At 38.5% G+C, this 14,041-nt stretch carries 15 protein-coding genes; 11 read left to right on the plus strand and 4 right to left on the minus strand.

Features of this window, described 5'->3' with window-relative positions; all coding sequences use genetic code 11:
* Positions 1–3 precede the first annotated feature (3 nt).
* Positions 4–1,218 (plus strand): multidrug effflux MFS transporter, encoded by a 1,215-nt coding sequence (locus MKL38_RS13420; RefSeq protein ID WP_270903501.1) that lies wholly within the window; start codon positions 4–6, stop codon positions 1,216–1,218.
* A gap of 25 nt (positions 1,219–1,243) precedes the next feature.
* Here the strand turns inward: MKL38_RS13420 and MKL38_RS13425 are convergent, their stop codons facing one another.
* Positions 1,244–1,951 (minus strand): nitroreductase, encoded by a 708-nt coding sequence (locus MKL38_RS13425; RefSeq protein ID WP_231762616.1) that lies wholly within the window; start codon positions 1,949–1,951, stop codon positions 1,244–1,246.
* Positions 1,952–2,460: 509 nt separating this feature from the next.
* On the opposite strand from MKL38_RS13425, the gene MKL38_RS13430 reads away from it, so the two are divergent.
* From MKL38_RS13430 to sbmA, 6 genes are all read left to right on the plus strand, one after another.
* Positions 2,461–2,664 (plus strand): hypothetical protein, encoded by a 204-nt coding sequence (locus tag MKL38_RS13430; RefSeq protein ID WP_270903502.1) that lies wholly within the window; start codon positions 2,461–2,463, stop codon positions 2,662–2,664.
* Positions 2,665–2,848: 184 nt separating this feature from the next.
* Positions 2,849–2,989, plus strand: coding sequence for a hypothetical protein (locus tag MKL38_RS13435; protein ID WP_231763349.1), 141 nt, complete (start codon positions 2,849–2,851; stop codon positions 2,987–2,989).
* A 99-nt stretch (positions 2,990–3,088) separates the two neighbouring features.
* The gene (locus tag MKL38_RS13440; protein ID WP_231762617.1) at positions 3,089–4,564 is read left to right on the plus strand and encodes an alanine/glycine:cation symporter family protein; all 1,476 of its coding nucleotides are present in this window, start codon (positions 3,089–3,091) and stop codon (positions 4,562–4,564) included.
* Positions 4,565–4,733: 169 nt separating this feature from the next.
* Positions 4,734–5,708, plus strand: coding sequence for a patatin-like phospholipase family protein (locus MKL38_RS13445; protein WP_003655311.1), 975 nt, complete (start codon positions 4,734–4,736; stop codon positions 5,706–5,708).
* A gap of 204 nt (positions 5,709–5,912) precedes the next feature.
* Positions 5,913–7,148, plus strand: coding sequence for a threonine ammonia-lyase (locus MKL38_RS13450; RefSeq protein WP_045435365.1), 1,236 nt, complete (start codon positions 5,913–5,915; stop codon positions 7,146–7,148).
* 237 nt (positions 7,149–7,385) lie between these two features.
* Positions 7,386–8,582: a peptide antibiotic transporter SbmA gene (gene sbmA / locus MKL38_RS13455; protein WP_270903503.1), complete on the plus strand. Its 1,197-nt coding sequence runs from the start codon at positions 7,386–7,388 to the stop codon at positions 8,580–8,582.
* Between the two features lie 40 nt (positions 8,583–8,622).
* On the opposite strand, the gene MKL38_RS13460 is transcribed toward sbmA, so the two are convergent.
* Positions 8,623–9,372 (minus strand): DUF4850 domain-containing protein, encoded by a 750-nt coding sequence (locus MKL38_RS13460; protein WP_270903504.1) that lies wholly within the window; start codon positions 9,370–9,372, stop codon positions 8,623–8,625.
* 123 nt (positions 9,373–9,495) lie between these two features.
* Here MKL38_RS13460 and MKL38_RS13465 point away from each other — a divergent pair, with 123 nt between their 5' ends.
* From MKL38_RS13465 to MKL38_RS13480, 4 genes are all read left to right on the plus strand, one after another.
* Positions 9,496–10,560 carry a DUF1176 domain-containing protein gene (locus tag MKL38_RS13465; protein WP_270903505.1) on the plus strand — a complete coding sequence of 355 codons (1,065 nt, stop codon included), beginning with the start codon at positions 9,496–9,498 and terminating at the stop codon, positions 10,558–10,560.
* A gap of 39 nt (positions 10,561–10,599) precedes the next feature.
* Entirely contained in the window at positions 10,600–11,370 is a 771-nt protein-coding gene (locus tag MKL38_RS13470; protein WP_270903506.1) for a hypothetical protein, read from the plus strand.
* Positions 11,371–11,480: 110 nt separating this feature from the next.
* Positions 11,481–12,005: a hypothetical protein gene (locus tag MKL38_RS13475; RefSeq protein ID WP_270903507.1), complete on the plus strand. Its 525-nt coding sequence runs from the start codon at positions 11,481–11,483 to the stop codon at positions 12,003–12,005.
* A gap of 101 nt (positions 12,006–12,106) precedes the next feature.
* Positions 12,107–12,694 (plus strand): hypothetical protein, encoded by a 588-nt coding sequence (locus MKL38_RS13480; RefSeq protein WP_171252348.1) that lies wholly within the window; start codon positions 12,107–12,109, stop codon positions 12,692–12,694.
* 84 nt (positions 12,695–12,778) lie between these two features.
* On the opposite strand, the gene MKL38_RS13485 is transcribed toward MKL38_RS13480, so the two are convergent.
* Both MKL38_RS13485 and MKL38_RS13490 read right to left on the minus strand, forming a co-directional pair.
* On the minus strand, positions 12,779–13,357 hold the full coding sequence (locus tag MKL38_RS13485) for a DJ-1/PfpI family protein (protein WP_270903508.1): 579 nt from the start codon (positions 13,355–13,357) through the stop codon (positions 12,779–12,781).
* Positions 13,358–13,527: 170 nt separating this feature from the next.
* Complete coding sequence (locus MKL38_RS13490; protein WP_270903509.1) at positions 13,528–13,992, minus strand: hypothetical protein; 465 nt, start codon at positions 13,990–13,992, stop codon at positions 13,528–13,530.
* Positions 13,993–14,041: the final 49 nt, after the last annotated feature.

Raw genomic sequence — 14,041 nt, forward strand, 5'->3', positions numbered from 1 at the left:
GTTATGTCTGAACAAACAGCCCAGCGTCAATACTCTATTGGCTGGATTATGTTGCTCGCTTTACTTACGGCTTTAGGGCCATTATCCATCGATATGTACTTACCTGCTTTGCCACAAATGGCGCATGATTTTGGGGTAAGTACACAAATGGTGGCCAATACACTACCAGCTTACTTTTTTGGTCTAGCTGTTGGGCAGTTGGTTTATGGTCCTCTAAGCGACCGGATTGGTAGAAAGAAGCCACTTTATTTTGGTCTCGCACTTTATGCAGTCGCAAGCTTATTTTGTGTATTGGCTACAAATGAATGGGGATTGATTGCTGCTCGTATTCTGCAAGCTTTAGGTGGCTGTGTTGGTGTGGTTATGGCCCGTGCAGCAATACGCGATAGATTAGATGTTCAAGGCTCGGCACAAGCTTTTTCAAGCATGATGATTGTCATGGGGTTAGCACCTATTTTGGCGCCGATGATTGGAGCATGGATTTTAATTTGGTTTCCGTGGCAAGCGATTTTTATTGCGCTTTCAATCGTGGGAGCAATATGCTGGCTATGCGTACATTTCTTTTTTAAAGAAACTTTGGCAATCGATAAAAGACTCAAGTTGTCACCATATCAAGTCGTTACTCTATATGGGGCTATTTTCAAAGATGCGAGTTTCCGCTTACCTATGTTTGCAGGCTGTTTAACAGGGGCGGCGCTATTTTGTTATATCAGCTCAGCACCAGCAGTTTTTATGGATCAATACGGACTGAATCAGCAAGAGTTTGCTTATGCCTTTGGACTAAATGCTTTTGGCATTATGTTGATGTCATCTTTAAATAAGCATTTAACATCACGTGTTGACATCACTAAACGGTTAAAGGCAGGTTCACTTGTGCAAGTGACTGGAGCCATTATCGTATTTATTGCGGGTTTAATTCCTGCTGCGCCTTTATGGCTTGTTATGGTAGGGCTATTTTTAGCTATTTCAGGCATTGGTTTAACAGGACCAAATGCAATGGCATTAGCAATGTCCAAACAAGGTGCCCGTGCCGGAACAGCCAGTGCAATTATGGGAAGTATGCAATTCGCTTGTGGCCTCTTGGGTGGCGTGCTGCTTAACTTCCTCATTTGGTCTGCATCGCTCAACATGGGCGTAATGATGGTGTTATTTACGCTGAGTGGGTTCGTTGTCGTTTTAAAAGCGGTGCAACAAGTAGAAACCAAGCCATTCTCATAGTTTTAAAAGAATGGCGACTTAGATCTTATTCGTCTAGAAAAACTGCGAAATTTTCGACAGGTTCTCTAGGTGTAATGAAGGTATTTACAATGTGATTAGGATCAGCATGACCTAACGCAATTGCACAAACTAGCTCTTCATCATCTGATGCACCCAAGATATCTAAAACAATAGGGTGAAAATGGTTCCAAGCTGCTTGTGGGCATGTATCTAAACCTCGTGCCTTGGCAGCAACCATCACGTTTTGGATCATCATTGCGATATCCATTTTAGATCCAATTCCCATGGTTTTATTTACTGTAAAGAAAAGGCCGGCTGGTGCATCAAACAGTTTAAAGTTACGTAACTGTTGTTCAGCCATTTTTTCTTTTTCGCCCTTTTTAATTTCGAGTAGACCATAGAGTCCCCAACCATTTTCGCGGCGGCGGTCAATAAAAGGGGATATCCATTTTTCAGGGTAATAGGCAAAAGTTTCTTTATATTGTTCTGCAAGTTCCGGGTTTTTTGAAACTTCGATTTGTGCTGCACAGACACGTTCAACCATTTCATTACGCTTGTTGCCTGTTACTACATACACTTTCCACGGTTGAGTATTTGTTCCAGAAGGTGCTCGACTTGCGACTTGTAATATATCTTTAATAACTCCTGACTCAATTGGAGTATTTAAAAAAGCGCGGACAGAATGTCGAGAAGTGATAGCTTCATCAACGAGACGAACTTGTTCCAGATTCATGAGATACTCCTATATCTTTGTCTTAAATATTTTCATACTTTTTGAAGCTTAATTCCATGTTTTGAAAGTACTTCATTTATAAGCAAAAAATATTAGAAAAGAGATATTCTTACAGGTATGATAATTTAATTAGTTTAGACATATTGTCTGATTAATCATAATTCGAATATGCCACTTTAGATTTAAATAGACAAAATAGTATGATTTTGTCGGTTATAAAAATAAAAGCATAACAGTGAGTGGGTGAAAAATATTCAATTGAAAAAAAGGTATAATATGTTTAAAAACAGTACAAAACGGATAGTTTTATATAAAATATGACCATTTTTTATATAAAATTTTAATGAAAAATATACACAAAACTTTAAATTTCTGCATAATACCGACTTTTTTACGTAGGTATGATTTCTCCATACTCACGTTAGGAAATAGTGGCTGCAAATAAACTCCCTTTACAAAAAGGATTTGGGTGCAGAAATGGAGAAATACACGAGGTATAGGAGCTTTACATGAGTCTACCACTCATCAACAAGCAGTTCATGAAACAAGGATTGGCGATTACCATTGCAACCATGAAAATGAACGTAACTCACGCAGCTACTGAGCCACAAAAAATACAACAGCTTAGTACAGGTCTCAACGCACTCTTCTTTGATTATGGAGAAAAGGGCGCAGATATTCGCGTTATGGCGATCGCTTGTTACAGTCTTTGAAATTTATATCCAGTTTAGACATTTGCTCAAAAGTATATGTAAATATGCTTATTGGCTTAAATCCAGATTTTGTATAACTCGCTTAATTGATGGGAATCATTAGACGAGTTTATTTAGCGGTGGTCATTTGTTAGTTTCCAAGTTTGTAGCTGAGTCGATGCATACTGTTTTTCCAAAAGCGGAAATTTTCAGTAGTGCAATGATATTATTTTGTCTGAAGGTCGCTTTCTCTCTTGCAACCTTCAAAGGCTTAGTGTTGGGCATGATGTTGCTTAAACTTGTGACGATAATTGCTATTCAATTGACATTAAAAGTTTTTTCTTGAATTTACTGAAAAGTCCCGGTTTCTAGGGGCTTTTTTGTTTATTGCAGTATTTTGGCATGTGCTTTTAGCACATTAGCAAGGAACGTAAGCGGACCGAGTATGAATGAACAACTCAATGCCACACTGATGTCGTGGGTAAAATTTTTTAATGATCCTTTATGGGACTTTTTGGTTATTTTCTTGCTGGCTGTAGGTGTTTTTTATACGGTCTTAACAGGAGCTGTGCAAATTCGCATGTTCTTGCAAAGTATCCGAGTTATGAAAAGCAGTCGTAAAGAAGGCGAAGATGAGCATGGTCTTACACCTTTTCAGGCATTTGTAACGGGGCTTGCGAGCCGTGTTGGTGTTGGTAATATTGCCGGTGTGGCAATTGCAATCGCGATCGGTGGCCCTGGTGCAGTGTTTTGGATGTGGGTGACTGCTCTTCTTGGTATGAGTTCAGCTTTTATTGAGTCTACACTTGCTCAGCTATTTAAAGTTAGAGATAGCAAGAGCAAACAGTTCCGCGGTGGACCAGCCTACTATATTACTCAAGGTTTACGTAGTAAAACCTTTGGTGTGATCTTCGCACTTGCATTGATCTTTACATATGGTTTTGTATTCAACTCGGTTCAAATCAATGCGATTGCTAATGCATCTTCACATGCTTGGGGTTGGGATAAAGCCAATCTTATTGCTCATTTAGGTGGTGTTGATCTAGAAATTTCATGGGTTGGCCTTGCTCTTGTAGTTTTAGTGGCATTGGCAATTTTTGGTGGTATTAAGCGTATCGCTAAATTTGCAGAGATGTTTGTACCTTTAAAAGCAGGTCTTTACCTAGCTGTGGCTCTATATATTGCAATCAGTAACTATGCAATTTTGCCTGATATCTTAAAGCTGATTGTGACTGAAGCTTTCAATTTTAATTCTGCAGCAGGTGGTTTCTTTGGTGCGGCAGTGTCAATGGCAATGATGCAAGGGATTAAGCGTGGTTTATTCTCTAACGAAGCGGGTATGGGTTCTGCACCAAACGCAGCGGCTGCATCTGATGTAAAACATCCTGTAAACCAAGGTTTAGTACAAATGCTCGGTGTATTTGTAGATACTTTCATTGTATGTACAAGTACTGCAATCATCATTTTGGTCTCTGGCGTTTACCAAGATGCAGGTTTTGTCGGTGTTGAATTAACACAACGTGCCTTAGAAACTCAAGTTGGGCATTGGGGCTCAGACTTCCTTGCAGTTCTATTATTCTTATTCTGTTATTCAGCTGTACTAGGTAACTATGCCTATGCAGAAGGTAATGTACAGTTTATTAATAACAATCCGAAAGTAATGTTCATCTTCCGTATTTTTGTATTGGTGATGGTGTACTTCGGTGCAATTGGTAGTGTTCCACTCGTTTGGTCTATGGCTGACTTGTTTATGGGTATCATGGCAACCATTAACTTGATTGCAATCGTACTGTTAACACCAATGGCACGCACATTGTTGAAAGACTACCGTGAACAATTGAAAAAAGGCATTAAAGAGCCTGAGTTTAAAATTGATAAGTATCCGGAATTGAAGAAAAAAGTTGATTCAGATATCTGGTAAGTTAAAAAAGGCCTCTTATAAATAAGGGGCCTTTTTCATAGGGGGATAGATAAAATACTTGAGTCTAAATTTTAAACATGACAAATTAAATAAATTCGATACAGCTTTTCACAAGACTAGCAACTAAAATTGCAATCCGAACTTAAACCTCATAGTGCGAAGATAGGCCATGAAACAGCTTAAATTGTGGGTTCTCGGACTCTCTATGGTGTTGGCAGGATGCCAGACCACTACACACCTGTCTGCTGCTCTAAAACCGCAAACAGCGGAGGCTTATGCTCGCTCTGTCGATCAGCCATTTGCACGAATTAAAAAACAGCAAAAACGTCCAGTTGTTGCGCTCGTACTGGGTAGCGGTGGAGCACGAGGTTATGCTCATATAGGCGTCATTGAGGTTTTGGAACAACATGGTATTCGACCAGATTTTATTGTAGGTACCAGTGCCGGTAGTATTGTTGGAGCACTTTATGCAAGTGGTAAAAGTCCTTCTGAATTACGTGATACTGCATTAAAAATGAAAGCTGGCGATGTGCGTGATATTAGTATCGGGCTAAAAGGTTTTTTTGATGGCAAAAAAGTAGAAAACTACGTTAACGAGCAAGTAAACAACATGCCACTCGAAAAAATGAAAATCCCAATGTATGTGGTTGCAACCGAATTAAAGCATGGCACTAAAACTGTGTTTAACTATGGCAATACTGGGCAAGCCGTAAGAGCCTCGGCTTCAATTCCAAGCATGTTTGTACCGACTAAAATTGGTAAATCTGAATATGTCGATGGAGGTTTAGTGAGCCCTGTACCTGTTGAAGTCGCACGCGATTTAGGTGCTGATGTCATTATTGCCGTTGATATTTTAGCTCAGCCTATTTACACAGAAACCTCGAATGTCTGGGGGCTGTTTAACCAGAATATTAATATTATGCAAGGTCGTCTAGCAGCAGAAGAATTACAATATGCGGATGTTGTTATTCAGCCAGATTTAAGAGAAAAAGCGCATATTTTTGATGTGAAAGGTCGTGAAGCTACTATGAAATCCGGCATAGATGCAGCTAATGCCAAACTTTCCGATATTCAATTTGCAATTGATGAAAAAATAGCTGAACAAAATCTATCTACGGATGGCTTGAGCGCACAAACCCAATAATTTAACGTTAATGTTTTGAAAATTAAATAAAAAGCCTGAGCAGGGCTTTTTTTTATGCGAGTTTAAATCCTTAATTTTTGGAATAAAATTTTTTGTATATTAGGTACATGTTGGATATGCTGAAAACTCTGATGACCAATATAAAATATTGATGTCATTTTTAAAAAATAATTGATTTGTAATGTATTGAGGCTGACTAGATAAATGATACAGCAACAGGTTAAAAATGGGTTTCCAACATTAGATGATGTTCATGCTGCCGCAGAGCGTTTGGAAGGTTTAGTCGTAAAAACTCCTTTTGTTTTCTCAGAAACCATTTCTAAAACCTTAGGGGCTGAAATGTGGCTGAAATTTGAAAACTTACAATTTACAGCTTCTTTTAAAGAGCGTGGGGCACTGAATAAACTGTTGTGTTTATCTGACCAAGAAAAACAACACGGTGTTATTGCAGCTTCGGCAGGCAATCATGCGCAAGGTGTAGCCTATCATGCTCAGCGCACAGGTGTAACAGCGACCATCGTGATGCCGAAATCTACACCTAATGTAAAAGTACAGCGAGTGCGTGAATATGGGGCACGAGTGATTTTACATGGACAAGACTTCTCAGAAGCAGCTGCTGAAATGCACCGCGTTGCACAAGAAGAATCTTTAACGATTATCCACCCATTCGATGATGCAGAAATTATTGCAGGTCAAGGAACCATTGCGCTTGAAATGCTTGCAGCTGTACCTGATCTAGACATTTTAGTTGTGCCAATTGGTGGTGGTGGCCTAATTTCAGGTATTGCGATTGCTGCTAAAGCTATAAATCCAAAAATTAAAATTATTGGGGTGCAGTCAGTCGTTTACCCAAGTATGGCAAAACTACTGTGTAATTATCAGCATGCAGTTTCAATGGGTTCTACAGTTGCTGAAGGTATTGCGGTAAAAACTCCGGGTGAGCTTACGACTCAAGTTGCTAAAGAATATGTCGACGATATTGTGGTTGTCACTGAAGACATGATTGAAGAGGCAATTGCGCTGTTACTCAATATTGAAAAAACAGTGTGTGAAGGGGCGGGTGCGACAGGTATTGCTGCGATTATGTCTCGTCCAGATCTATTTTTAGGCCATAAATTAGGTGTAGTGCTGTCTGGTGGCAATATTGATACACGCGTTATGGTTTCAGTATTGCAACGTCATTTAACGCGTACAGGGCGTATGGTTCGTATTCGTGTTGAATTGCCGGATAATCCAGGTGCTTTAGCTCGTTTAACCGCAATTATTGCTGAGCAAGGCGGTAATATTTATGAACTACGCCATGAACGCTTTGCGGCAACAAGCCGTGCAAAAGAAAGTGCTGTGAGTGTTGACGTTGAGCTTAAAAGCGCCTCAGACCTAGATTTGCTCATTCAGGCAATGCAGTTGGAAGGTTATATTGTTCGTAAAGAAGAGATTTAATCTCTGATATTGCTGTGTTATAAAAGCCGTATATGGCTCTATCGAGGGTCATATACAAGGCAATTTAAATGGATTAAATTGCCAAAAAGGGATGAGTTTACAAAAAAACGATCAAATCCTTCAATCAAACGAGAAAAACTGACAATTCTCTAAACTTTACCCTTCACAATTTTAAGGTTTAGGTTTTAGTATTCTTCTCATTGTAAATTTGAAGAAATATAAGGATATGCACGCTTAATGTTCAAATCATTTTTTCCATCACCACGATATTTTTTTATATCTGCGGTCATTTGGCTCGCGTTAAATATGGTGCTCTGGTACACAGGCGGAGATCACTGGGGTGAGTATCTAGGCTTTCCTCATGGTTATGCTGAAGCTGAATTGCCAGTTGGTGTAAACCGTTTTTGGTCACCTGCTTTTTTATGGTTTTATCTTTGGTTTTTAGTCTCTACCGCTCTCTTTGCTGGCTTTTGGAAAGTTATTTCCAATAATCCATGGCAGCGTTGGTCTATATGGGGCTCGGCATTTATTTTGTTTAATATCTGGTTTGCTGTTCAGGTCAGTGTTGCGATTAATGCATGGTATGTGCCATTTTGGGATTTAATTCAAAAAATGCTTTCGAATGGTGGGGGAAATCTTTCTGCACTTTATAGCGAGACCTTAGTGTTTCTTTATATTGCAATGGTGGCTGTAACTCTGGCCGTGATTAATGCTTTTTTTACCAGCCATTATGTATTTCGTTGGCGTACAGCAATGAATGAATATTACACTGAGCACTGGGAGCAACTGCGCCATGTTGAAGGTGCCTCACAGCGTGTACAAGAAGACACGATGCGCTTTGCAACTATTTTGGAAGATTTGGGTGTTGAGCTGGTAAAGGCAATTATTACACTTATTGCTTTTTTACCTATTTTATTCCAACTGTCTAAATACGTTCCTACATTACCCATTATTGGAGGGTTAGATCATTCTTTAGTATGGGCGGCAATAGTCTGGTCAATTTTCGGGACCGTCCTATTAATGGTAGTAGGTGTAAAGTTACCAGGGCTTCAATTTAATAATCAGAAAGTAGAGGCGGCATATCGTAAGGAATTGGTTTACGGTGAAGACCATGCAGATCGGGCAAAACCCGCTACCTTACGTGAGTTATTCAGTAACGTACGTAAAAACTATTTCCGACTTTATTTTCACTATGCATATTTTAATATGACGGCGATTTGGTATGGGCAACTTGATATTTTGTATAACTTGGTTGTCCTTTTCCCATCAATTGCTGCTGGTAAGCTCACATTAGGTTTAATTCAACAAATTGCAAATGTATTTGGACGTGTACGTGAATCTTTCCAATATTTAATTAGTTCATGGAAAACAATTATTGAACTACTTTCGATTTATAAGCGTTTAAAAGCCTTTGAATCGATACTACACAAATAAAAAAAAGCCCGCGAAAGCGGGTTTTTTTATGAGTTTTGGTTTAATGAGTTGCGTTATAAAAGTTGAGAATAGGGCCAACTAAAGACTGTTGCGATTTATCTAAGGTCACTTGAATCTCTTTATAGTTAAACGTGTCTTCGTCGTAATATTTAGCAATACCATGTGTTTTATTATTGATTTGGGGAATTTGATAACTAAAAAAAGCTATTTTCTTAGAGGGATGAACAATATTGATCAGTTTTTTAGGGTCTTTATATCCACCAAACTCATTTTCAATACTTTCTTTTAACAGTTCAGGAAAGTAGAGCGTTGCATTTGGCAATCCACATCCAACACAAAATGAAGAATCATAAAGCTCTATCGCTTGTTTTTGATCTGGACTCATTATTAGAGCAAAACCACTACCGTTGGCACCTGCATTTGCTTGCACATCTTGCCAATTTCTAGGCACAAGCACTAACCCTGTTTCCGGTAATGCAAGAAGCTTAAGCTGCTTGGCGTGTTGAGCATCGAGCTTAAAATTAAAGTGGCAATTTTTTAGTGTGCATTTTTCAAAATCTTTAAGCAAACCATCATCTGTTGGACTCAGCGCAGTAACACCATAAAATGGCACGGTAATACCGTTTAAAAATTTTGCTTCTCCTAGAGCGTAGAACTGGTTATCTGCTTTTCGGGTTGCAGCAGAGTTATAAAACTTTGGGAAATGAGGCGTAAAGCTTTTTACTTCAGCATGTGTAATTGAAGCTGCACTCACTAACGCGACACATAGTAAAAAATATAGTTTGTTCATTTTTAAAAAGTAATCATTTAAATTTTATATCAACCTAGCATATTCTTTTAAACTAGACGGTAACCCAAAATTTTATACTGTTTTTAACTTAATAATAAAAACAGATCTATAGAGACATGAAAAATGAAAAAAATGCTTTCAATTTGCTGTTTATCAGCCATGAGTTCTTATGGTTTTGCTCAAGACATAAAAGGCATTTCATTTTCACACCAAGAGTGGGAAGTCTCTTGTAGCAATACTGGAACTTGTAAGGCGGCAGGTTATCAAAATGAAGAAAATGGTGATAATCCAGCGTCGCTGCTATTAGTACGTAAAGCAGGCCCAAAGCAAGCTATACAAGCTGAATTTGCTTTATCAGACTATGAGCAAAGCTTGCCTGCAAGTCAGCTTAAAAATATCCACTTTTATGTGAATGGCAAAGATTTAGGCACTGTCACTGTGGATGGTGTCGAGCTGCCATTAATGGGGAAACTGAATAACTCACAGGTCAACGCTTTACTCCAGCAGTCAAAGCAGAAAACTGAAATTATATTTAAAAATGCGCAGCATGAATGGACGATTTCCGATGCAGGAATGACTGCTGTGTTGCTAAAAATGGATGATTTTCAGAAGCGTATCGGAACTGTTGGTGCTTTGGTCAAAAAAGGGCCAGCTAATGAATCAAAAGTGTTGGCAGCCCAACCCAAATTAATTGTAAAGCATGTCAAAACAGCGGCTAAGCCATATTTGACGTTGCAACCAAAAAGTAAGTCGTATCAATCTGTTTATCATAGTTTAATGTCAGCTCAAACGAACCCAAAAGAAGAAGGATTTTGTGAAGGAATCTATGGTGGTAGTGATGGAGCTGAACCACAAAAAATCGAGTTGTATAAACTGACCAATAAGAAAGTTCTGGCGACCACTCTATGTTGGAGAGGTGCCTATAACGAAGGGCATGGTGCTTGGGTACTTGATGAGTCTTTGACTGGTAAAGCAACATTTGTAACTGAGACAGCATCTGATTTTGATAGTGGCATTATTAGCAGTGCTCAAAAGGGAAGAGGTGTTGGAGATTGCTGGGCGAGTGAAGAATGGGTGTGGGATGGTCAAAAGTTTATACATACGAAAGATATGTGGACAGGCATGTGCAAAGGCTTGGCAGCAGGGGGTGTGTGGGAGCTTGATAAAATTGAGTCTATTGTCAAATAGCTTAGTGGTCGACTAAAAATATTTTTAGGAAAAGAATAAATGATTAAAAGGAAAATAGAGATAGCTTTCTTGGTTGTAGCTGGAATGTTTGCATGTTTTGCTAATCCTACTTTTGCTGCAACTTTAGATATTTTAGAGTTTAAAAAAACACAATTAAGCCAAAATGAGCAGGACCAAGTTTGTATACAAGTTAAAAATATTTGTGAGCATCCTGATCAATGGCGGGTTTTAAAAACAGCAGATCAGAAGTTATGGCTTTTGTCAGGTGGCGATATTATTCAATTTAATCACTCTGCGGCGGGGCTCAAAGTATTGAGACAGTGGCATGTAGATCTTTCTAATCAAAAGGAGGGTACATCTGATGGGCAATTTATTTTTCCCAAGCTTTTTCCTATGACGCAAAACCATTATGCCATTGCTGTAATCGACTCATTTTCTGAAATGTATTCAGGAGGCGGTGCAAATATTGAGCGTGCTACTTTTTATGAGTTAACTGATTCTGGAAAGACCCACCAGTTTATTGCGAACTATCCATTTAGTTTTAGTCGGATGATCAGAGCCTGTTTTTCTGAGCAAGACTATGAAAGTTCCAAAGGAAATTGTCATGATGAGGATTCTTTAAATCTGGATATTCGTCCAATCAAACCGTTATTGTGGCAATTTCGCTATCGTTATAGTTTAGGTGTATCACCAGCCTCAGATTCAGGTGAGAAATCATATAAGGGCAGTAGAAACTTAAATATTGACTTAAATAAAGCACCAGAACAGCCAAATATTCCAGAAGCATGGAATTATGCCGGAATGGGTTAAGGATTAAATCAGTTGATAAATTTGAAGAAGTAGACGATTTACAGAGTCATAACAGGTAACACTACTCGCTCTGTGATACAAAGAACAGATTGTTTATTGGAGCTAGACCTATGTCACGTCATGTTTATGCGATTGCCTGCCGTAAGTTTTCACATTTGAGCCGTTCAGTTTGTATGGCTGTTGCTGTACTGGGTACAACACAAATTGCGATGGCTGGCCCAACGGTCGATCAGTTGAGTGACTGTTTAGTTAAGGCCACAACCACTTCAGACAAGACCACTGTACTTCAATGGACATTTACGGCTTTAGCTGCCCATCCAGACTTAAAAGCATTTAGTAATGTAACACCCGAGCAAAAAGATCAGTTAGATCAAAAACTGGCACAGGTTTTACAGCGGGTGATTGTAGAGCAGTGTTCTGCCCAAACTAAAGCTGTGATTCAAGCGGAAGGTGTTAAGGCTGTTGGAGAGGCTTTTCAGCAGTTAGGTCAAAGTGCTGGCGAAGATATTGTTAAAGACCCAGCGGTTAAACAACAATTGCAGGGCACATTGCGTTATATCGACTTAAATAAATTGGTGACGACATTTTTAACACCAGAGATTTGGAATAAGTTGGGGATGTTAAGAGGGGAGTAATTTGAAATAGAGAAAATTAAAAAATAGCAGTGCGTATACCTTGTATAAGTAATGCTGTTTGTTAAAATTTGCATCAAATTTTAGTTCATTCTTATAAACCTATGAAAAAAATATTGATTATTCTTTTAGCTACCCTGCTTGCAGGGTGCACTGCTGGTGTTGTGAACCAATCAAAAAAACTAATAGGCCATAAATTATATCAAGATTCAACAGCGAATTTAGCAAGTAATATTCGTATACAACAAGGTCAAAATTTCAGTGTGAGATTATATCCAAATGGATGTATGACCTCGATGCAACCCAAGTTTTTGATGTCACCAGAAGTTGAAAGTATTGGTGCATTAGGTGGTGACATTCGCTACAAACCTAAAACGTTAAATATGCCTTATCCACCTAAAAACGAACAATTTGCTGAATTTAAAATACCAGCAGAACGTTTTATTGCTTTAAGTGCATATAAAAGTTATCACACAGGTGCAGAATTACGTGGTTGTAGTGTAGATGCCATTTATAAGTTTGCTTCAAACAAGAACTATGAACTGCTTGATCATAAAGGTGGTGCTCAATGTTCTTTGGAGGTTCAAGAAATTTTGTCTAATGGTGAAAGAATTGAGCTTAAACCATTAAAGTATTTACGTAATATAAATGAGTGGGCTGGGTGCGATGCGCAGCTTGAAGGGCTCAACTAGGAATATGTTCACTGAATATAGAATAAAATTTGTCTGTACAAGATCAAGCTATCTTGTACAGATTTCATTTGATGCTTTACTTCTCTAAATACTAATCGTCGCACCTAAAACTTTCACAAACTGAGCTAACCAAGCAGGATGTGCAGGCCAAGCTGGTGCAGTCACCAAATGTCCATCTGTAACAGCTTCGGTCACAGCAATATCTGCATATTGCCCACCTGCCAATTTTACTTCGGCAGCACATGCTGGATAAGCTGAGCAGAGGCGACCTTGTAATACATCTGCCGCAGCGAGTAACTGAGCGCCGTGACATACCGCTGCAATTGGTTTTTTCACTCGATCAAACTCACGCACAATTTCGATAACACGTTCATTCATGCGTAAATATTCTGGTGCACGACCACCCGGAATGACTAAGCCTACATAGTCTTCAGTATTAACTATCTCAAAATCATAGTTAATGGCAAAATTGTGACCGCGTTTTTCGCTATAGGTTTGGTCACCTTCAAAGTCATGAATAGCAGTAGCAATATGGTCGCCGTTTTTTTTATTTGGGCAAACAGCATGCACGGTATAACCTAAACCAGTTAAAAACTGAAAAGGAACCATAGTTTCATAGTCTTCAGCGTAGTCACCGACCAACATTAAAATCTTTTTAGACATGATTTATCTCTCTTTTTAAAATATAAGTTATCTAAATTCTTAATTTAAATTAGCACAGTCACTGTGTCATTTTTTAGAAAAAAGTGCATTCTTTAGTCGAAGGATATTTCATAAGTGATTTAAAAAAGCCCCGATAAATCGAGACTTTTTAATTTTATCAGGTCTGTTTTTTATAACTCGCAAGCTTTACCTTCATATTCATAACGGTTGACGATGTACTCTTTACCATTCCATCGATAAATAGCAAAACAGAAGCCTGGCCCCCCATTTTCAATATCAAGCCAACCATCTTTGCCTTTAGTTTTCAAAAAGGTGGGTATGCCAGAGTTACTAAATAGTTGTTTCCATTTACCATTTTTTTGTTGTGAAATAATATGGTAGCCAACGCCAGTATTCCCATAGCACATACTGCTACTATCTTGAATAACGGCATCTTTACGGCCATCACCATTTAAATCGTTATAAATGATAATTTCACCCTGATTGCAATTTCCTGCCCAGCCATTTTTTGTTTTTTTGAAATTTGCAGCTTTAAAAATAGATGCTACTTCATTCTTTGGAACTGGAACAGTTTGAGCAAAAAGTGTCGAGTTTATTAATAATAAAGAAGTCGTAATAAGTAATTTATTTATCATGGGGAACCTATCAGCATGGTTTTAGCTTAAAAATTATTTTGGATTGATT

It is taken from the genome of Acinetobacter sp. AOR14_HL, assembly GCF_027855175.1.
In the GTDB taxonomy this organism is placed as follows: Bacteria; Pseudomonadota; Gammaproteobacteria; order Pseudomonadales; family Moraxellaceae; genus Acinetobacter; species Acinetobacter calcoaceticus.